The organism is Neptuniibacter sp. QD34_54, from assembly GCF_047778055.1.
Taxonomy (GTDB): Bacteria; Pseudomonadota; Gammaproteobacteria; order Pseudomonadales; family Balneatricaceae; genus Neptuniibacter.
Genome location: NZ_CP180546.1, coordinates 1,830,389 through 1,848,089 on the forward strand (window position 1 = coordinate 1,830,389; position 17,701 = coordinate 1,848,089).

22 protein-coding genes are annotated in these 17,701 nt (G+C 44.4%); 18 read left to right on the top strand and 4 right to left on the bottom strand.

Annotated elements, in window-relative coordinates; genetic code table 11:
* Positions 1-13: 13 nt before the first annotated feature.
* Positions 14-1,168 (bottom strand): IS110 family transposase, encoded by a 1,155-nt coding sequence (locus tag ACMXYP_RS08315; RefSeq protein WP_415884547.1) that lies wholly within the window; start codon positions 1,166-1,168, stop codon positions 14-16.
* A gap of 96 nt (positions 1,169-1,264) precedes the next feature.
* Between ACMXYP_RS08315 and ACMXYP_RS08320 the strand changes: the two genes are divergently transcribed.
* The 5 genes from ACMXYP_RS08320 to ACMXYP_RS08340 all read left to right on the top strand — a co-directional run bounded on the left by ACMXYP_RS08320 (position 1,265) and on the right by ACMXYP_RS08340 (position 4,263).
* Positions 1,265-1,624, top strand: a complete 360-nt coding sequence (locus ACMXYP_RS08320; protein ID WP_415884548.1) for a CPCC family cysteine-rich protein — start codon at positions 1,265-1,267, stop codon at positions 1,622-1,624.
* A 97-nt stretch (positions 1,625-1,721) separates the two neighbouring features.
* Entirely contained in the window at positions 1,722-1,967 is a 246-nt protein-coding gene (locus ACMXYP_RS08325) for a hypothetical protein (protein WP_415884549.1), read from the top strand.
* Positions 1,968-2,152: 185 nt separating this feature from the next.
* Entirely contained in the window at positions 2,153-2,476 is a 324-nt protein-coding gene (locus ACMXYP_RS08330; protein ID WP_415884550.1) for a hypothetical protein, read from the top strand.
* Between the two features lie 62 nt (positions 2,477-2,538).
* Positions 2,539-3,042 carry a hypothetical protein gene (locus ACMXYP_RS08335; protein ID WP_415884551.1) on the top strand — a complete coding sequence of 168 codons (504 nt, stop codon included), beginning with the start codon at positions 2,539-2,541 and terminating at the stop codon, positions 3,040-3,042.
* 819 nt (positions 3,043-3,861) lie between these two features.
* Positions 3,862-4,263 (top strand): hypothetical protein, encoded by a 402-nt coding sequence (locus ACMXYP_RS08340; protein ID WP_415884552.1) that lies wholly within the window; start codon positions 3,862-3,864, stop codon positions 4,261-4,263.
* Positions 4,264-4,635: 372 nt separating this feature from the next.
* On the opposite strand, the gene ACMXYP_RS08345 is transcribed toward ACMXYP_RS08340, so the two are convergent.
* The gene (locus ACMXYP_RS08345) at positions 4,636-5,790 is read right to left on the bottom strand and encodes an IS110 family transposase (protein ID WP_415884489.1); all 1,155 of its coding nucleotides are present in this window, start codon (positions 5,788-5,790) and stop codon (positions 4,636-4,638) included.
* Between the two features lie 113 nt (positions 5,791-5,903).
* Between ACMXYP_RS08345 and ACMXYP_RS08350 the strand changes: the two genes are divergently transcribed.
* Both ACMXYP_RS08350 and ACMXYP_RS08355 read left to right on the top strand, forming a co-directional pair.
* Positions 5,904-6,425: a hypothetical protein gene (locus ACMXYP_RS08350; protein ID WP_415884553.1), complete on the top strand. Its 522-nt coding sequence runs from the start codon at positions 5,904-5,906 to the stop codon at positions 6,423-6,425.
* Between the two features lie 53 nt (positions 6,426-6,478).
* Positions 6,479-6,826: a hypothetical protein gene (locus ACMXYP_RS08355; RefSeq protein ID WP_415884554.1), complete on the top strand. Its 348-nt coding sequence runs from the start codon at positions 6,479-6,481 to the stop codon at positions 6,824-6,826.
* Between the two features lie 360 nt (positions 6,827-7,186).
* Here the strand turns inward: ACMXYP_RS08355 and ACMXYP_RS08360 are convergent, their stop codons facing one another.
* Entirely contained in the window at positions 7,187-8,341 is a 1,155-nt protein-coding gene (locus ACMXYP_RS08360; protein ID WP_415884555.1) for an IS110 family transposase, read from the bottom strand.
* A 111-nt stretch (positions 8,342-8,452) separates the two neighbouring features.
* Here ACMXYP_RS08360 and ACMXYP_RS08365 point away from each other — a divergent pair, with 111 nt between their 5' ends.
* From ACMXYP_RS08365 to ACMXYP_RS08415, 11 genes are all read left to right on the top strand, one after another.
* Positions 8,453-8,974 (top strand): hypothetical protein, encoded by a 522-nt coding sequence (locus ACMXYP_RS08365; RefSeq protein ID WP_415884556.1) that lies wholly within the window; start codon positions 8,453-8,455, stop codon positions 8,972-8,974.
* A gap of 70 nt (positions 8,975-9,044) precedes the next feature.
* Positions 9,045-9,401 (top strand): hypothetical protein, encoded by a 357-nt coding sequence (locus tag ACMXYP_RS08370; protein WP_415884557.1) that lies wholly within the window; start codon positions 9,045-9,047, stop codon positions 9,399-9,401.
* Positions 9,402-9,815: 414 nt separating this feature from the next.
* Positions 9,816-10,217 (top strand): hypothetical protein, encoded by a 402-nt coding sequence (locus ACMXYP_RS08375; RefSeq protein WP_415884558.1) that lies wholly within the window; start codon positions 9,816-9,818, stop codon positions 10,215-10,217.
* Between the two features lie 77 nt (positions 10,218-10,294).
* On the top strand, positions 10,295-10,711 hold the full coding sequence (locus ACMXYP_RS08380; protein ID WP_415884559.1) for a hypothetical protein: 417 nt from the start codon (positions 10,295-10,297) through the stop codon (positions 10,709-10,711).
* A gap of 1,099 nt (positions 10,712-11,810) precedes the next feature.
* Positions 11,811-12,308: a hypothetical protein gene (locus ACMXYP_RS08385; protein WP_415884560.1), complete on the top strand. Its 498-nt coding sequence runs from the start codon at positions 11,811-11,813 to the stop codon at positions 12,306-12,308.
* Between the two features lie 45 nt (positions 12,309-12,353).
* The gene (locus tag ACMXYP_RS08390; protein WP_415884561.1) at positions 12,354-12,650 is read left to right on the top strand and encodes a hypothetical protein; all 297 of its coding nucleotides are present in this window, start codon (positions 12,354-12,356) and stop codon (positions 12,648-12,650) included.
* Between the two features lie 79 nt (positions 12,651-12,729).
* Positions 12,730-13,065 carry a hypothetical protein gene (locus tag ACMXYP_RS08395; RefSeq protein ID WP_415884562.1) on the top strand — a complete coding sequence of 112 codons (336 nt, stop codon included), beginning with the start codon at positions 12,730-12,732 and terminating at the stop codon, positions 13,063-13,065.
* Between the two features lie 80 nt (positions 13,066-13,145).
* Positions 13,146-13,631, top strand: coding sequence for a hypothetical protein (locus ACMXYP_RS08400; RefSeq protein ID WP_415884563.1), 486 nt, complete (start codon positions 13,146-13,148; stop codon positions 13,629-13,631).
* A gap of 102 nt (positions 13,632-13,733) precedes the next feature.
* Complete coding sequence (locus tag ACMXYP_RS08405) at positions 13,734-14,180, top strand: hypothetical protein (protein ID WP_415884564.1); 447 nt, start codon at positions 13,734-13,736, stop codon at positions 14,178-14,180.
* 436 nt (positions 14,181-14,616) lie between these two features.
* Positions 14,617-14,925, top strand: a complete 309-nt coding sequence (locus ACMXYP_RS08410; protein ID WP_415884565.1) for a hypothetical protein — start codon at positions 14,617-14,619, stop codon at positions 14,923-14,925.
* A gap of 874 nt (positions 14,926-15,799) precedes the next feature.
* Entirely contained in the window at positions 15,800-16,066 is a 267-nt protein-coding gene (locus tag ACMXYP_RS08415; protein WP_415884566.1) for a hypothetical protein, read from the top strand.
* 372 nt (positions 16,067-16,438) lie between these two features.
* Here ACMXYP_RS08415 and ACMXYP_RS08420 read toward each other — a convergent pair whose 3' ends face one another.
* A complete protein-coding gene (locus ACMXYP_RS08420) occupies positions 16,439-17,593 on the bottom strand; it encodes an IS110 family transposase (protein WP_415884567.1) in 1,155 nt (384 codons plus the stop codon).
* Positions 17,594-17,701 lie beyond the last annotated feature (108 nt).

Sequence of the window (17,701 nt, forward strand, 5' to 3'; positions counted from 1 at the left end):
TCAACACCTCTCATTACGCAGGGACCCTTGATAACCGTTTAGCTGTATCCACTGGTGATAAAACCACTTCTCTGGCAATCGCCCAGATATACGCCACCATCTCCCGCGCTATTGCCGTGACAACTACGTTATAGTGTTTCCCTCGTTTCATTAAACGTTGATAACGACGGCATAAGCGCAACTGAGCTTGCCACCCGATATCTACGATCTCTTTACTCAAACACTCCTGTCGCTTCTGTAACTCGGTTGAGATATTGGCGCTATAGCGATAGCTGTGCGCGCCTTCAATTAATAGGCGCCTGGCTCGGCCATTACCGCATTTAGTGATACTACCTTGCCTGCGGTGCCCGCCACTGGAATGTTCGCTGGGGACTAAGCCGAGATAACTCATCAACTTACGGGGATGATCAAAGCGGGTGAGATCGCCCAGCTCTGCAATCACACCCACCGCAACCAACAGACGTACCCCACGCATCGCCTGTATTGCTTTTACAACAGGATAGTATCGCCAGTTTTTGACATGATGGATTAGCTCATTATCCAGCCGCTCCAAGCGTTTGATCCGTTCAGTTATGGTCTGTATGTATTCCTGTAGAACGATTTGCTGGCTTGGGTAAGGTAGTATGAGTTCTGTCAGCCACCGCAGGTGTTTTTGTGACCAGTTATCCTGCACGGTGGGTTTGATATTGTTGCGGAGCAGTAGGGCCTTGAGTTGGTATTTGCCATCTTTCAGGTCTTTCATGGCAGTTTCACGGGCACGAGAAAGGTCACGGATTGCTTCATCTTCCGGTTCTGGAACGTAGATGGGATCTAGGTCACCGGTACGTAGTAGATTCGCCAGTTTCATGGCATCACGCTTATCGGTTTTGATACGTTCCCCTGGCTTTTTGGGAATGAGAGAAGGTGCTACAACATAGCAGGGGAACCCCAAGCTGGTGAGCAACCGATAGACCCAATAGCCACAGGGGCCAGCTTCATAGACGAAGTGCAATGTGGCTTTTGGGTATTTTGATTGCATCTGTCGAGTCAGTTTAGTCATCGACAATTTGCTGCTGGAGATGCGTCCGAGATGAACGATATCAGCTTGTCGTTGATCTTGGACATAGGCTACTTCGACAAACTCTTTATGGGTGTCTAAGCCAATAAAAACTATGCTACTGTTATTCATGCTGACCTCCGTTATGTATTGGTAACAGATACAGTATGGCTCTGGCTTTCAGCTAACCCACGAGAGGACGGAGGTCAGCACCTCGTGGGAGTCATTATGTCTATGAGTCTACCCATGAGTACTGATCTTCCGTGCCCTGTTTGTGGGTTCGAAACATTCGAAGAAAATTATGGCAGTTACAGTATTTGCGTTGTTTGCGACTGGGAAGATGATGGGGTTCAGCTTGCTAACCCTTGTTCGAAGGGCGGAGCTAATGGTAAGTCACTTTCCGATGCCCAAGAAATAGCGCTGAAAAAATACCCTATATCTGTAGATATCTGCCATGGAGTAAAACGAGGTACATCGTGGCGCCCCTTAAGTGCCGAAGAAAAGAAGAAGTATTTTTCAGAAACTGCTGAAGAGCCATGGCCCAATAAGGCGGTTTTATACGAGTACGAGGCTTATTGGAACACATGACTCATAACAAGCATGTCAATCGGAACGCCAAAAGCTGCGCTTTTGGTTCCCTACGCTGGCGCTCCGGCGCCCGCTTACATGGACGTTAGGTGATTGAATGAGCAATGAAGCGAAAGCTCTCGAAGGTATCAGAAAGGCATCAGGAACCGAGCAGGGTGAATACAGTATTTATGAATTTGTTTCTCATCATATAGATGAGCTTCCTAGAACATACTGGGAAAAGCACTTGAATACTGAGAGTCCGTCGAGTGAGCAAGTCATAGGTCTATTGGTTCTACGCTCGAAATGGGATGACGAAGAAGTCTATACTTCACGCTACCCGACGACGTTACAGACTATGTAGTTAGTGTGTCTTTCGATGAAGAAGGAAACATCGAAGACATTGAAATGGAGAGCTAGCGAATGCACCTAACAAGGCCAGGCACAATCGCCCCTTCGGGGCTGGACCTCCGCACTGCGTGCTCCGGCCTGTGCTGGCGGCGTTATGTTTCGCGAGATATCGAGTAGATGAAGCTAATCGGAAGTAAAATGGAGAGAGACTTTCGCGAAGAGTTGTTGAAATCTAGCGAGGCGCTCCAACACCCAGAATCAAAGTTGCGGCAGGTATTAGAGGATGAAGGCCATATTACTCAAAATGCTTACGTTCTCCACTGGACTTCTGAGCAGCTTGAAGATTTATACACTGTATTAATCAGTGGCTCTTATCTAGTCGACGTAGAAATCGACAAGTACGATGACTCCAAGTCACCAAAAGTAAAGAGAAACGAATTAAAGCCCTATCTGCATGGGCTAAGTAAAATGAATCAAGTTAGATTGGCGGTGGCACAGGACTTAGCATGTACAAAAACATAACAAGTAACAGCACCCGATCGTCGCTGCGCTCCTTCGGCTGTGTTGGGCGTTATGAGTAGCTTATGGACATCGAAAATACTCCAAAGATACCCATGTCGTTTCAGTTGCTAGCATATCCATCTATTGCCTTAGCTCTAGGGCTGTTGGCGTATACGGTTGGTGCAGGTGGATTTTTAGCCTCTGTTATTGGGGTGTTAGCTACGGCTGGTTTGATTTTATTTCGTGTTTTTATCCGCTTAATTTCGTTTCGTAAGTTTCTAGCAGGCTTTGGAGAAGGGGCTAATCCATCTGACCATAAAGCTGGCTTGAATATATTGGGCGTCGTACCTTTTTCAAGCAAAACTGTTGCATTAAACGCGGCTCCAACAGCCAACGGAATTTTGGTTAGCCGTTTAGGAATCAACCGCTTTATTGGCTGGGAAATAGTTTCAGAAGTTCGAAATATCAGCTTTATGGGTAATCCTGTATTGGAAATCACATTGAACCGGTCAGGTAGCCCTACAAAGTTTCATATTCCATGGAATAAGGAAGCTAATGAATACATTCCTGAAAGTCTTAACTCATAACAAGAAAAGGCATCCGACGTATACTGCGCGGCTGCTTTAGGCGTTATACACCTTATGGAAAATGAAGCTCAGTACTATCAGGGATTAAGAAAGATCATAAGAAAAAATGAGACATGTCGATCTTACTTCATGCCTCTTTTACTTATGCTGCTTGTTTTTGGAGCATTGGGAATAGCGTTCCCACCAATATTGGTTCTGGAAACTGTTACTTTTTGGTTTCTCTTGTTTTTAATGTACCGAACATGTTTCTCAAAATGTCCTAGGTGCAATGGATTCTATTGGGGTATCCCTATTTTCGGCTACATACCTGGTGTTTGGGGTCATAGCCATACAAGTAGGTGTGCAAAGTGTGGTTTACGGTTAAGTATTTTGCCGGAAATTACAGAGCCAATAAATGATAAAGATGGTGGTTGGGGTGGTTAAGCGTATAACAAGTAACAGCAGCCGATCGTCGCTGCGCGCCTCCAGCTGTGTTAGGCGTTACAAGGCAAAAGGCTTTTGAAAGTAAGCCTAGTGTTAATTAGGTAAATCCTGCTATTAGTTAGCAGGCCAGCATCATGGAATGTGCTGTTTCTTCTCTCAATCATTCCGTTCTTGGTGCTGTTAGAAAGTTTGTAGCTTCGGCGCCGTCATCTCTATTTTCTGGTGTGCCATAGCTATAAATTGCCGTAGTAGCTAGTGCGCTGCATTAGCTTTAAATTAATAATTTAACGCGTCAGGAGTGATTAAATGGATATGGAGTGTTGCCGTGTAACAAGCAACAGCATCCGATCGTCGCTGCGCTCCTTCGGCTGTGTTGGGCGTTAAGCATCAAGAAGCATGAACTACGATATCGAATTACCGAACCCGTTTAGTTTTGGAATTAAAATTAGTGAAATCGAAGATCGCTTGCCATCAATTGGCTGTGAAGTAGCACTTACACTTGAATTTTCTAGAGGAGTGTTTTCTTACTCGGCTAAGGATATTTGGTTTGAGTGCTCTGTTCTTGATGAGTTTCTTGCTCAACTAAAAGGGCTAGAAGCCGGGATTTTTTGTAAAGCCGAATTCTACGATATAGATCGAGAAATAGTGCTTTCATTCACTAAAGAAGAAATTGATTTGTCAGTTCACCTAATAGACAGTGAAATTGGTACAGGCCACATGGAGTTCAAGCGAGGCTCTGATCATGACATGGTCATCCAGTATATTGAGCACTTAGAAGGTTTCGCAAAGTGGTGGTAGTAATGCTTAACAAGGCCATCAAAAATCGCCCTTCGGGCTGGACGTCGCTTGCGCTCCGCCCTTTATGGCGGCGTTGGTATGACTCCCACTGTCAAGTACAGGCACACTGATTTCTGCTTTATCTGTTAAGCCCTTCTTTCAATTAAAGTGAGTGAGCGCATCGAATGAGGCCGGTAAGTTCGTCGGTTTTCATGCTGGTATTCGTGGGTTACTCACTTTTCAGTAAGCAGTGCCTACCTTACTTTTTCCGTCGTGACACCGTTCTTCAGTCTATGCTCGTGGATCAACTGCGGGTGCAGTTGCCTGCCTAACGCCGTCGGAGATTATGCCACTGCCGTGGTCTGATCCGATGCACTCGCTCAACGCCTCTCATTACGCAGGGACCCTTGATAACCGTTTAGCTGGATCCACTGGTGATAAAACCACTTCTCTGGCAATCGCCCAGATATACGCCACCATCTCCCGCGCTATTGCCGTGACAACCACGTTATAGTGTTTCCCACGTTTCATTAAGCGTTGATAGCGCCGACACAACCTGAGTTGGGCCTGCCAGCCGATATCCACGATCTCTTTACTCAGACACTCCTGTCGCTTCTGTAACTCGGTTGAGATATTGGCGCTGTAGCGATAGCTGTGTGCGCCTTCGATTAATAGACGCCTGGCTCGGCCATTACCGCATTTAGTGATACTACCTTGCCTGCGGTGCCCGCCACTGGAATGTTCGCTGGGGACTAAGCCGAGATAACTCATCAACTTACGGGGATGATCAAAGCGGGTGAGATCGCCCAGCTCTGCAATCACACCCACCGCAACCAACAGACGTACCCCACGCATCGCCTGTATTGCTTTTACAACAGGATAGTATCGCCAGTTTTTGACATGATGGATTAGCTCATTATCCAGCCGCTCCAAGCGTTTGATCCGTTCAGTTATGGTCTGTATGTATTCCTGTAGAACGATTTGCTGGCTTGGGTAAGGTAGTATGAGTTCTGTCAGCCACCGCAGGTGTTTTTGTGACCAGTTATCCTGCACGGTGGGTTTGATATTGTTACGGAGCAGTAGGGCCTTGAGTTGGTATTTGCCATCTTTCAGGTCTTTCATGGCAGTTTCACGGGCACGAGAAAGGTCACGGATTGCTTCATCTTCCGGTTCTGGAACGTAGATGGGATCTAGGTCACCGGTACGTAGTAGATTCGCCAGTTTCATGGCATCACGCTTATCGGTTTTGATACGTTCCCCTGGCTTTTTGGGAATGAGAGAAGGTGCTACAACATAGCAGGGGAACCCCAAGCTGGTGAGCAACCGATAGACCCAATAGCCACAGGGGCCAGCTTCATAGACGAAGTGCAATGTGGCTTTTGGGTATTTTGATTGCATCTGTCGAGTCAGTTTAGTCATCGACAATTTGCTGCTGGAGATGCGTCCGAGATGAACGATATCAGCTTGTCGTTGATCTTGGACATAGGCTACTTCGACAAACTCTTTATGGGTGTCTAAGCCAATAAAAACTATGCTACTGTTATTCATGCTGACCTCCGTTATGTATTGGTAACAGATACAGTATGGCTCTGGCTTTCAGCTAACCCACGAGAGGACGGAGGTCAGCACCTCGTGGGAGTCATTATGTCTAGGCATCAAGTATGGAAAAAGTTCAGTGTTCTAATTGCGAATCTTTAATTCTGCCCTCAACGGCAGAACGTAATAATGGGCAATGCGCTCCTTGTTATAAAGCGTCGCATGTTGAACCCAAAATTCCACCTAATAATAGTGCTTTTTATCCAGCAGGTTTGTTATTCCTTGGAGCCGCTCTCTCAACAGGGATATTATTTCTCCATTTAGGCCTTGGATCGGCAAGCATAATGAGTATTGTTATTGATGGCGTAATTGGTTTTCACCTTTTATCGAGAAGAGAAGGATCTCGTTATTACGCAATAGCAAAGGCTATTCTTAGTGTGTTTGGGGCTGTTGTCATTCATTCATTTTCAAAACCCGAGATAATTGAACTTGTGTATGTAGGAATTATTCAAAGCTTTATGGCAGCTTCAATTTTGTGCTTCCTCGCTGGTAAAACGACTGTTTTGCGCATGATCTTTGGTTACTTATTTGGCTCTCTTTATCTATTAATTTGTGGTGGTGCAGTATGGTTTACATTAAATGCCTAACAAAAAACAGCAGTCGATCGTCGCTGCGCTCCTTCAACTGTGTTAGGCGTTAAGTGTCTATGAGAACTGAGTACGATATAGAATTATTGCAGTACGCCCAAAGTGCGCTTCTTGGAGAGGTCGCGCCTTCCTTTAGGGCTGTATCGTTTCAGTTATCTCCAGACGGTGAAGACTTTATTGCTCGTTTTATATTCGATGGTGAGCCGAGCGAAGAGGCTAAGGAAGTAGCAGGCGTTGTGTTAACCAACATTATTGCAAATTACTCGAAGAACCATCGCAGCTATAAAGAGGAGATGCTAGCTATTCCATACCCAAATCAAATGGAGCATCTTCCTCTCTTGGCTTATCTACGTAACGAAGACGATTGGAACTCATGGTCAAAACTGTACAAAAACACTTAACAAGCAAAGGCAGCATCGCCCTGCGGGCTGGACGCGCTAACGCGCGCCGCTGCTTTGGGCGTTGGTATGACTCCCACTGTCAAGTACAGGCACACTGATTTCTGCTTTATCTGTTAAGCCCTTCTTTCAATTAAAGTGAGTGAGCGCATCGAATGAGGCCGGTAAGTTCGTCGGTTTTCATGCTGGTATTCGTGGGTTACTCACTTTTCAGTAAGCAGTGCCTACCTTACTTTTTCCGTCGTGACACCGTTCTTCAGTCTATGCTCGTGGATCAACTGCGGGTGCAGTTGCCTGCCTAACGCCGTCGGAGATTATGCCACTGCCGTGGTCTGATCCGATGCACTCGCTCAACGCCTCTCATTACGCAGGGACCCTTGATAACCGTTTAGCTGGATCCACTGGTGATAAAACCACTTCTCTGGCAATCGCCCAGATATACGCCACCATCTCCCGCGCTATTGCCGTGACAACCACGTTATAGTGTTTCCCACGTTTCATTAAGCGTTGATAGCGCCGACACAACCTGAGTTGGGCCTGCCAGCCGATATCCACGATCTCTTTACTCAGACACTCCTGTCGCTTCTGTAACTCGGTTGAGATATTGGCGCTGTAGCTATAGCTGTGTGCGCCTTCGATTAATAGACGCCTGGCTCGGCCATTACCGCATTTAGTGATACTACCTTGCCTGCGGTGCCCGCCACTGGAATGTTCGCTGGGGACTAAGCCGAGATAACTCATCAACTTACGGGGATGATCAAAGCGGGTGAGATCGCCCAGCTCTGCAATCACACCCACCGCAACCAACAGACGTACCCCACGCATCGCCTGTATTGCTTTTACAACAGGATAGTATCGCCAGTTTTTGACATGATGGATTAGCTCATTATCCAGCCGCTCCAAGCGTTTGATCCGTTCAGTTATGGTCTGTATGTATTCCTGTAGAACGATTTGCTGGCTTGGGTAAGGTAGTATGAGTTCTGTCAGCCACCGCAGGTGTTTTTGTGACCAGTTATCCTGCACGGTGGGTTTGATATTGTTGCGGAGCAGTAGGGCCTTGAGTTGGTATTTGCCATCTTTCAGGTCTTTCATGGCAGTTTCACGGGCACGAGAAAGGTCACGGATTGCTTCATCTTCCGGTTCTGGAACGTAGATGGGATCTAGGTCGCCGGTACGTAGTAGATTCGCCAGTTTCATGGCATCACGCTTATCGGTTTTGATACGTTCCCCTGGCTTTTTGGGAATGAGAGAAGGTGCTACAACATAGCAGGGGAACCCCAAGCTGGTGAGCAACCGATAGACCCAATAGCCACAGGGGCCAGCTTCATAGACGAAGTGCAATGTGGCTTTTGGGTATTTTGATTGCATCTGTCGAGTCAGTTTAGTCATCGACAATTTGCTGCTGGAGATGCGTCCGAGATGAACGATATCAGCTTGTCGTTGATCTTGGACATAGGCTACTTCGACAAACTCTTTATGGGTGTCTAAGCCAATAAAAACTATGCTACTGTTATTCATGCTGACCTCCGTTATGTATTGGTAACAGATACAGTATGGCTCTGGCTTTCAGCTAACCCACGAGAGGACGGAGGTCAGCACCTCGTGGGAGTCATTATGTCTAGGTTTAGCATGAGTGCAGATTACAATTGGAAGTGTGCAGTTTGCGATACTGTGAATATTGGTGAATATAATTTTTGTTCTAAATGTTCATCTTCAGCAGAGCTTAATTCAATTGAAATCGCTGAACGGAAAAGAGCTGTTCGAGAAGGGGTGGCATTTGATGATCAGTCAGATGAAGTATTAGCACCCAGAACTAAACAAGGTAAAGCACTTGCTTTGGCAACTGATATTTCCATGGGGGAAAACCCAGAAGCTCGAATGCTGGGTACTATTTTCTTTTACGTTGTAATTCATGTGGCAATCGTTGCAATAGCCATTCGAACTTATCAACTAGGAAGCCTCGATGGAAATTCTTTGGTATCAGCATTTATTGGTATTTTTGCTGCTTTAGAAGTTAAGAGGTTTTGTTTAGGTAAAACCACATATTTAGAAAGTTATATAGCTACAGCTGTCAAAGGTAATACATTCATAAGATGGATAGGTCTAGCTCTAGACATTGTGTTGCTCTATGTGGCCTTAGCAATAATATAAACCTAACAATCAAAGGCATCCGACGCATTCTGCGCGGTAGCTTTAGGCGTTATATGGTTCTAATGAATCTATGAAGATATATCAATATATTGGTTTAGCTGTGTTTGGTTCTACTTGCTTCCTAGCTGGAATGTTTACGCATGATGCTAAGTATGAAGAAGCCTTAAAAGTAGGGTTTAAACAGTCAAACTCTGAATTAGCACGTACTCAAAATTTCAGGCACTCATTGGGAGAGTACCTAGCTATCAATGTTTATAAGGAAAGTGATAATAAGGAACAAGCGTTGGATATTTATAAGCAAAAATTGCAAAAGCACTTGTCCTATGTAGAGCAAGAACAGGGGAATAGCCCTTTAATGATAGGTATGTTGCTTGAGTATGAAATCAAATCAGCAAAGGAGTTGCTTGATGGAACATATAACAAGTAACAGCAGCCGATCGTCGCTGCGCGCCTCCAGCTGTGTTAGGCGTTATATGCCAATACACATATGGATATTGTAAACAAGAATACATGGAAAACGTTCAGCCTTTCGGTAGTTGCAGGATTCGCTGTATCTATAGTTTTCTCAAAATGGCTAATGGTACTGGCATTTATCTGGATGCTGTTAGCTATGGGAGGGTTTGTTCCTTGGTGGTCAAAGCATAGGACTGCATTCACAATTCAATGGGGCATATTTTTTGGTCTTACTTTAGGCTTGGCATTGTTAATTTTTGGCCCTTGGGAGTTTTACTCGTAAATGTCATATAACAAGTTTGTTAATAATCGCCCTTTGGGCTGGACCGCAAACTGCGCTGCTTCGCAGCAATACGGCCCATTACAAAAGCGTTAAGCATCAAGAAGCATGAACTACGATATCGAATTACCGAACCCGTTTGGTTTTGGAATTAAAATTAGTGAAATCGAAGATCGCTTGCCATCAATTGGCTGTGAAGTAGCACTTACACTTGAATTTTCTAGAGGAGTGTTTTCTTACTCGGCTAAGGATATTTGGTTTGAGTGCTCTGTTCTTGATGAGTTTCTTGCTCAACTAAAAGGGCTAGAAGCCGGGATTTTTTGTAAAGCCGAATTCTACGATATAGATCGAGAAATAGTGCTTTCATTCACTAAAGAAGAAATTGATTTGTCAGTTCACCTAATAGACAGTGAAATTGGTACAGGCCACATGGAGTTCAAGCGAGGCTCTGATCATGACATGGTCATCCAGTATATTGAGCACTTAGAAGGTTTCGCAAAGTGGTGGTAGTAATGCTTAACAAGGCCATCAAAAATCGCCCTTCGGGCTGGACGTCGCTTGCGCTCCGCCCTTTATGGCGGCGTTAAATGTACAAGGAAGCTATGAGAGTACTCATCCCATTGATTCTTCTTTTAAGCTCAGCAGTTTCAAACTCCGCGGGCATTCAAGAAGGGACTGATCCCATTACTAAAGAAAAATTTAAACTTGAGAAAGAGCAAGTCGGTTCGTGGGATATTTATACATTTCCGCAAAATAATGAATCTTTCATTATGGTAGGTAAAAAAGGGAAGCCAGTCGTAACCAATCATGTATCTAATAATTCAAATACTGTTTCAGTACACGAACCTAACAACCCACAAGTTACAGCAGTAGATATTTACGATACAGACAGAGATGGAGTTTATGATCGAATTCTTTATTACCAACAGGATGGCAGTAATGGAGTTGTGGAAGCAAAGCTTATTCAGGGCCGCTGGGTTACGAAACAGTTTGGAGAAAAGTGAACATTTAACAAGTAACAGCAGCCGATCGTCGCTGCGCGCCTCCAGCTGTGTTAGGCGTTACAAGGCAAAAGGCTTTTTAAGTAAATTCAGTTCGAATCAGGTAAATCCTGCTAGTAGTTAGCAGGCCAGCATCAAGGAATGTGCTGCTTCATATCTCAATCATTCTGTTCTTGGTGCTATTAGGGACTTTGTAGTTTCGGCACCTCCGTCTCTATTTTCTGGTGTGCCATAGCTATAAATTACAGTAGTAGCTAGTGCGGTGCATTAGCTTTAAATTAACAGGTTCAACGCGTTAGGAGTGTTTAAATGGTTATGGGGTGTTGCCGTGTAACAAAAAGCAGCAATCGATCGTCGCTGCGCTCCTTCAATTGTGCTGGGCGTTATAAGCAAGGTGCCCATGGAAGTGGATTTTGAAGCAAGTTGGAAAGATTTTCGTTTAAGAAGGAATCTATTTTATGCATCCTGGGTAGGTTGGCTTTTTATAGGCCCTTTATTAAATTTTGTACTGAACTCATTATTTGGTTTAGCCAATTCTGGATTGTTAGCCCTTGCTATTTGGGCTCCAGTTTTTTGGTTTACTGGATATCGGTTAATGAATTTCAAATGTCCAAGTTGCCAATCCAAGTATTCTAATTTTAATTCGCCGCTAGGAGGCAATAAGTGCTCAAATTGCGGGCTCCCCAAATGGGCTACACATCAGTAGCTTATAACAAGAACAGGCATCCGACGCATACTGCGCGGCTGCTTTAAGCGTTACAAGTCAAAAGGCTTTTTAAGGTAAACTCAGTTTTAATCAGATAGCCCCTGCTAGTAGCTAGCAGGCCAGCATCAAGGAATGTGCTACTTCATATCTCAATCATTCCGTTCTTGGTGCAGTTAGGTAGTTTGTAGTTTCAGCACCTCAATCTTTATTTTCTGGTGTGCCATCGCTACAAATTGCAGTAGTAGCTAGTGCACCGCATTAGCTTTAAATTAAAAAATTCAACGCGTCAGGAGTGTTTAAATGGTTATGGAGTGTTGCCGTGTAACAAGCAACAGCATCCGATCGTCGCTGCGCTCCTTCGGCTGTGTTAGGCGTTATGAGTTCAGGTAACCAACCATGGTCAAAAATGTAATTATTGCTCTGCTTATGGTTACTCTTTCCGCTGTACTTTATCTTCAGTGGTACAAGGAGGGCTTTGTGTTCTCTGGAGTCGGTGATTATCGTCAATTTGATCAAGAGAATTATTGGTTAGTAGCTCACAAAGACAAGCCTGGGTTTGCCTTTTTCTCTAGTAAGTCGAAACTCGTGGCTCAGCTAAGTGATTCAGATGGAGATGGTGTTGTTGATCTGCTTATATATTCCACTCTTGATGAAGAAGGTAAGCAAAGAATTGAGTATGAAGATTATGGTATGGATGGGGAAATGGATTTAAGAACAATCTATCCAGAGGGCAGAACTGGAAATTCTTCGTACGAATTAGCTTACTTAGGTACTTGGTACAAGTTGGAAGGAAAAGGACCGAATTTGCACATTAAGGTTGGGAACCAATCAATACCTGTCGTTAATGAGGAAGGTTTCCTATCAGTTAAAACTCATAACAAGGCGCTTAAGTAATGACGCGCGTTGCGCGCCACTTAGCTGAGCGTTAAGCGTCAGTATATGGAAATCGTAGAATTAGTAATTTCGGTACTGTGGTTTGTAATTGTTTTGGTTGTAGGTGTTCCTTGCTTAGCCAAGGGAATATATTTCACCTTTAGAGCTGTGAGCAACAGTAACCCAGAGGTTATGACTAAAAACCGTTACACCCGATTTAATGTTTTTAATGCACTTCTCGTGCCTAATGCATTGAATAAAGATGGTGTTCAATACAGAGCGAAGGCAGGCAAAAATTTATTAATTTTTATCGTCTTAGTTTTTATCACTTTCGTTGGAGGCTCGTTTTATGGCCAAATTTAGCAGCCGCTTAACAATAAGCAGCAATCGATCGTCGCTGCGCTCCTCCAATTGTGCTGGGCGTTATAACCTCGGATAGACTATGACACTAGTTACATTTTTTCCCGTTTGGGTGGTGCTATTTCTTGGTGGTATTGTGTACTTTAAAAAGAGTAAACGGATTTATTCTATCCTTAAGGAAAGGCATCCTGAAATGTACAAAAAACTCGGCTATCCCACATTTTTTACAAGCGAATTTGCAAACCATAATGCACCATTGCTTGGTTTTCTTTACAAGAACATGTGGCAAGGGCTTGACGATCCAGAGCTTGAAGCTGAATCTAAGAAACTAAAGTTAGTATTTTCTATAGAAGTTCTTGCCCTAATAGTCTTAATAACCGAACTATCTCTCAACTTATTATTTGGAATGGGGTTATAACAAGTGTGGGCACATCCGCCAGCAAAGCTGGCTAGGACAGCCGCTGCGCGTCTGCCCGTGCCACAAGCGTTAGGTGATAAATGAGCCTCAAGAAAATATTCATAATAAATTTGGTTCTGGGCGTCTTTGTTTGTTTAGCCCATATTCCTGTAGTTGTTCTAAAACTCACGGGTGCGGCTGGTTTTGAATCTGCCAATCTTTGGCAGGTTTTACCTTTAATCCCATTCGATCTGGTTCTCCTCCTGGGTGCTATTGCAGCATTAGCCGGATCTGATGAACGTAAATCTAAAATATTACAGATGCACGCCGTAATTTTGGGCTTACTTTCGGCACTCATTGTGGGCATGTTGTTTTGGTTTATTTTTCTCGGCTTCCCTGAGGGTGGCTTCAGTTGGTCTGCCGGGTTTGGCGCTTCTCTGGTTGGTTATTCTGTGCATGTAGGTAAGCGTGCGTTTTATCAGGGGAGCAATAAATTTATGGCTAATGCTGGCTGGTACTCAGCTGGTATAGTCTTCATGTTGGAGCTGGTGTTAATGTACATGTTCTATATTGTGCACTTCACCTAACAAAAACAAGCACAGGAGCGGTTTTAAGCTGCTTTCGTTTCACTCAATCAACTTAAAACACGCCCAGTGTTGTTGGCGTTAGCTGTCTAATCGGAGTAAGGAATGAATCCTCCAGATTATAAAAACTATTCAATTAGGGAATTACTTGAGGCGCTGGACGGTGTTGATAGTGAAGAATATCCCGATCGTGCAGAATCAATAAAGAGTGAGCTTCAATACCGCCAGAAAGCGGGATATTCCATCACTGCTTCTTCGCCTAAGGAGAATTTCTTCTCTTCGGAATTATCGTTTTACGAAGTAGCACTTCCTATATGGTGGCAGTGCACTTGGCGCTATTTTGTCGGCGCGGGTTTAATCTCCCTAGTTTCCTACTTTCTAATTTCTATGGTTGTTGGAATGTTAGGTTTGCCATTCATTGTTCTTGCGGTATCTCTTGCTACGGTCAACTTAGCAATAACAGTGTATGTGGGCATTTTTATTACTAGGCAGGCACTTACGGCGAAGTATAAAAACTTCCATATTCAAATTGTGCCCAAACAAAACAGCTAACAAGGCGCTCAAGTAATGACGCGCATTGCGCGCCACTTAGCTGAGCGTTATGTGTCTAGGTAAATTGCGGTGAAAAAGTTATTGCTCGGAGCACTAATATCAGTACCTGTAGTTATCGGGCTAATAGCAAATTCATACCTATCAGGCGGTTGTGTTAAAGATCGAAGTTTTGCAAAGGTACAGGTAATTCAGCACCTAGAAAGAGAGGGATTACCTACAGAGTTTCTAAAGTTTGATTCTAAACGGTCATCACAGTGTAAAGTCTCGTTTATTTATCAAAATAAAATGAATGAAATTTACTTCTCAGTAATAGATGGCGGCAAAGTAACATGGTGGGACGTAAATGAACGCGGCCCACTTTAAACACATAACAAGAAAAGGCATCCGACGCATGCTGCGCGGTAGCTTTAGGCATTATGTCTCAAGGAACTGAGTAATGAGTACAGGGTTATCTTCCTCAGCTTGCAAGAATTCAATAGAAGAAGCTGTGATGTGGAGCTTCTTAATCGCTTTTATTGCTTTCATTTCAAGTGTAATGATCATTTTTTCTGATGAGAGCAACCAAAACAGTAAGAGTAAAAATCTATTATGGGATTGGTACTGGCCAGTGCTATTAATCTTTACAGGTAAGCACCTTAGTGAAGAATCAAAGATGTGGAGGCCAGTATTTCTCTGTTCGCTTTTGTATTGTGTTGGCGGGTTTTATTTAGCTGAATACTTAGGTGTTTGCGTAAAAGAAACATAACAAGGCGCTCAAGTAATGACGCGCTTTGCGCGCCACTTAGCTGAGCGTTATGTGAACTAAAGATATGGAAGCACAGATAGCAAAATGGATTTCACACATCGTAGGAGGGTCTTATATCGTGATTGCCCTTGTAGTTTTGGTGTTTATTTCACTACCAGAGATATTGTCAGGTGAGATCCTATCAAATCCGTTTCTCTTGAAAGCAGTAGGAATTGCATTTGTTTACATATTCTCTATCTACTTAGTGGCTACATTACCTAAGAAATCAGTCAAAAGAAGGGCCTGCTCGTGGCTGTTTTCAATATTTTTTCACGGAGCATTGCTGATTTATCTTGGAGTGTGGGCCACATGGGGAGTGAGCATTTTGTTAGCTGGTTTTGCGGAATCGATAATATTGGTGCCTAGCGTAATTGGTTTGTCCATCCTCATACGAAGTAGCTTTAAACATGAAAGCACATAACAAAAACATCAAAAGTCGCCCTTCGGGCTTGGACCACAGCTGCGCTGCGGCCCTTTATGTTGGGCGTTACAAGTCAAAAGGCTTTTTAAAGTAAGCTCAGTTTTAATCAGGAAAAGCCTGCTACTAGCTAGCAGGCCAGCATCAAGGAATGTGCTGTTTCAGATCTCAATCATTCCGTTCTTGGTGCTGTTAAGTAGTTTGTAGCTTCGGCACCGTCATTTCTATTCTCTGGTGTGCCATAGCTATAAATTGCAGTAGTAGCTAGTGCGCTGCATTAGCTTTAAATTAATCAATTCAACGCGTCAGGAGTGATTAAATGGTTATGGAGTGTTGCCGTGTAACAAGCAACAGCATCCGATCGTCGCTGTGCTCCTTCGGCTGTGTTGGGCGTTATAAGGCAATAAAGATCTTGCAATGGGACTAATCGAAGCAATCCTATTAGGCATTCAATTCAAAAGGCTACAGAAGCCTTTGGTCTTCTTTTCAATGCTCATAGGTTTCATTCTTTTCAGCATATTTGGTCTTAGTATTGTGTGGGCAGTTGTAAGTGGTTTAGTTACTACAGAAAAAGAAATTACTTTGCAGCTGCTTGGTGCAAGTGCCGGACTAGCTGCGTTCGCGTTATTATTTTTCGGTCTTGCATGGGTATGTGGTTATTTCATAAAAAGGTGTTTCCAGTAATGCCGTATAACAAGGCCATCAAAAATCGCCCTACGGGCTGGACGTCGCATGCGCTCCGCCCTTTATGGCGGCGTTGGTATGACTCCCACTGTCAAGTACAGGCACACTGATTTCTGCTTTATCTGTTAAGCCCTTCTTTCAATTAAAGTGAGTGAGCGCATCGAATGAGGCCGGTAAGTTCGTCGGTTTTCATGCTGGTATTCGTGGGTTACTCACTTTTCAGTAAGCAGTGCCTACCTTACTTTTTCCGTCGTGACACCGTTCTTCAGTCTATGCTCGTGGATCAACTGCGGGTGCAGTTGCCTGCCTAACGCCGTCGGAGATTATGCCACTGCCGTGGTCTGATCCGATGCACTCGCTCAACGCCTCTCATTACGCAGGGACCCTTGATAACCGTTTAGCTGGATCCACTGGTGATAAAACCACTTCTCTGGCAATCGCCCAGATATACGCCACCATCTCCCGCGCTATTGCCGTGACAACCACGTTATAGTGTTTCCCACGTTTCATTAAGCGTTGATAGCGCCGACACAACCTGAGTTGGGCCTGCCAGCCGATATCCACGATCTCTTTACTCAGACACTCCTGTCGCTTCTGTAACTCGGTTGAGATATTGGCGCTGTAGCGATAGCTGTGTGCGCCTTCGATTAATAGACGCCTGGCTCGGCCATTACCGCATTTAGTGATACTACCTTGCCTGCGGTGCCCGCCACTGGAATGTTCGCTGGGGACTAAGCCGAGATAACTCATCAACTTACGGGGATGATCAAAGCGGGTGAGATCGCCCAGCTCTGCAATCACACCCACCGCAACCAACAGACGTACCCCACGCATCGCCTGTATTGCTTTTACAACAGGATAGTATCGCCAGTTTTTGACATGATGGATTAGCTCATTATCCAGCCGCTCCAAGCGTTTGATCCGTTCAGTTATGGTCTGTATGTATTCCTGTAGAACGATTTGCTGGCTTGGGTAAGGTAGTATGAGTTCTGTCAGCCACCGCAGGTGTTTTTGTGACCAGTTATCCTGCACGGTGGGTTTGATATTGTTGCGGAGCAGTAGGGCCTTGAGTTGGTATTTGCCATCTTTCAGGTCTTTCATGGCAGTTTCACGGGCACGAGAAAGGTCACGGATTGCTTCATCTTCCGGTTCTGGAACGTAGATGGGATCTAGGTCACCGGTACGTAGTAGATTCGCCAGTTTCATGGCATCACGCTTATCGGTTTTGATACGTTCCCCTGGCTTTTTGGGAATGAGAGAAGGTGCTACAACATAGTAGGGGAACCCCAAGCTGGTGAGCAACCGATACACCCAATAGCCACAGGGGCCAGCTTCATAGACGAAGTGCAATGTGGCTTTTGGGTATTTTGATTGCATCTGTCGAGTCAGTTTAGTCATCGACAATTTGCTACTGGATATACGTCCGAGATGAACGATATCAGCTTGTCGTTGATCTTGGACATAGGCTACTTCGACAAACTCTTTATGGGTGTCTAAGCCAATAAAAACTATGCTACTGTTATTCATGCTGACCTCCGTTATGTATTGGTAACAGATACAGTATGGCTCTGGCTTTCAGCTAACCCACGAGAGGACGGAGGTCAGCACCTCGTGGGAGTCATTATGTCTATGCGA

Bases quoted from the DNA above. Each gene is read 5' to 3' on its own strand.
- ACMXYP_RS08315 (WP_415884547.1), bottom strand. From the start codon at position 1,168: ATGAATAACAGTAGCATAGTTTTTATTGGCTTAGACACCCATAAAGAG.
- ACMXYP_RS08320 (WP_415884548.1), top strand. From the start codon at position 1,265: ATGTCTATGAGTCTACCCATGAGTACTGATCTTCCGTGCCCTGTTTGT.
- ACMXYP_RS08325 (WP_415884549.1), top strand. From the start codon at position 1,722: ATGAGCAATGAAGCGAAAGCTCTCGAAGGTATCAGAAAGGCATCAGGA.
- ACMXYP_RS08330 (WP_415884550.1), top strand. From the start codon at position 2,153: ATGGAGAGAGACTTTCGCGAAGAGTTGTTGAAATCTAGCGAGGCGCTC.
- ACMXYP_RS08335 (WP_415884551.1), top strand. From the start codon at position 2,539: ATGGACATCGAAAATACTCCAAAGATACCCATGTCGTTTCAGTTGCTA.
- ACMXYP_RS08340 (WP_415884552.1), top strand. From the start codon at position 3,862: ATGAACTACGATATCGAATTACCGAACCCGTTTAGTTTTGGAATTAAA.
- ACMXYP_RS08345 (WP_415884489.1), bottom strand. From the start codon at position 5,790: ATGAATAACAGTAGCATAGTTTTTATTGGCTTAGACACCCATAAAGAG.
- ACMXYP_RS08350 (WP_415884553.1), top strand. From the start codon at position 5,904: ATGGAAAAAGTTCAGTGTTCTAATTGCGAATCTTTAATTCTGCCCTCA.
- ACMXYP_RS08360 (WP_415884555.1), bottom strand. From the start codon at position 8,341: ATGAATAACAGTAGCATAGTTTTTATTGGCTTAGACACCCATAAAGAG.
- ACMXYP_RS08365 (WP_415884556.1), top strand. From the start codon at position 8,453: ATGAGTGCAGATTACAATTGGAAGTGTGCAGTTTGCGATACTGTGAAT.
- ACMXYP_RS08370 (WP_415884557.1), top strand. From the start codon at position 9,045: ATGAAGATATATCAATATATTGGTTTAGCTGTGTTTGGTTCTACTTGC.
- ACMXYP_RS08375 (WP_415884558.1), top strand. From the start codon at position 9,816: ATGAACTACGATATCGAATTACCGAACCCGTTTGGTTTTGGAATTAAA.
- ACMXYP_RS08380 (WP_415884559.1), top strand. From the start codon at position 10,295: ATGTACAAGGAAGCTATGAGAGTACTCATCCCATTGATTCTTCTTTTA.
- ACMXYP_RS08385 (WP_415884560.1), top strand. From the start codon at position 11,811: ATGGTCAAAAATGTAATTATTGCTCTGCTTATGGTTACTCTTTCCGCT.
- ACMXYP_RS08390 (WP_415884561.1), top strand. From the start codon at position 12,354: ATGGAAATCGTAGAATTAGTAATTTCGGTACTGTGGTTTGTAATTGTT.
- ACMXYP_RS08395 (WP_415884562.1), top strand. From the start codon at position 12,730: ATGACACTAGTTACATTTTTTCCCGTTTGGGTGGTGCTATTTCTTGGT.
- ACMXYP_RS08400 (WP_415884563.1), top strand. From the start codon at position 13,146: ATGAGCCTCAAGAAAATATTCATAATAAATTTGGTTCTGGGCGTCTTT.
- ACMXYP_RS08405 (WP_415884564.1), top strand. From the start codon at position 13,734: ATGAATCCTCCAGATTATAAAAACTATTCAATTAGGGAATTACTTGAG.
- ACMXYP_RS08410 (WP_415884565.1), top strand. From the start codon at position 14,617: ATGAGTACAGGGTTATCTTCCTCAGCTTGCAAGAATTCAATAGAAGAA.
- ACMXYP_RS08415 (WP_415884566.1), top strand. From the start codon at position 15,800: ATGGGACTAATCGAAGCAATCCTATTAGGCATTCAATTCAAAAGGCTA.
- ACMXYP_RS08420 (WP_415884567.1), bottom strand. From the start codon at position 17,593: ATGAATAACAGTAGCATAGTTTTTATTGGCTTAGACACCCATAAAGAG.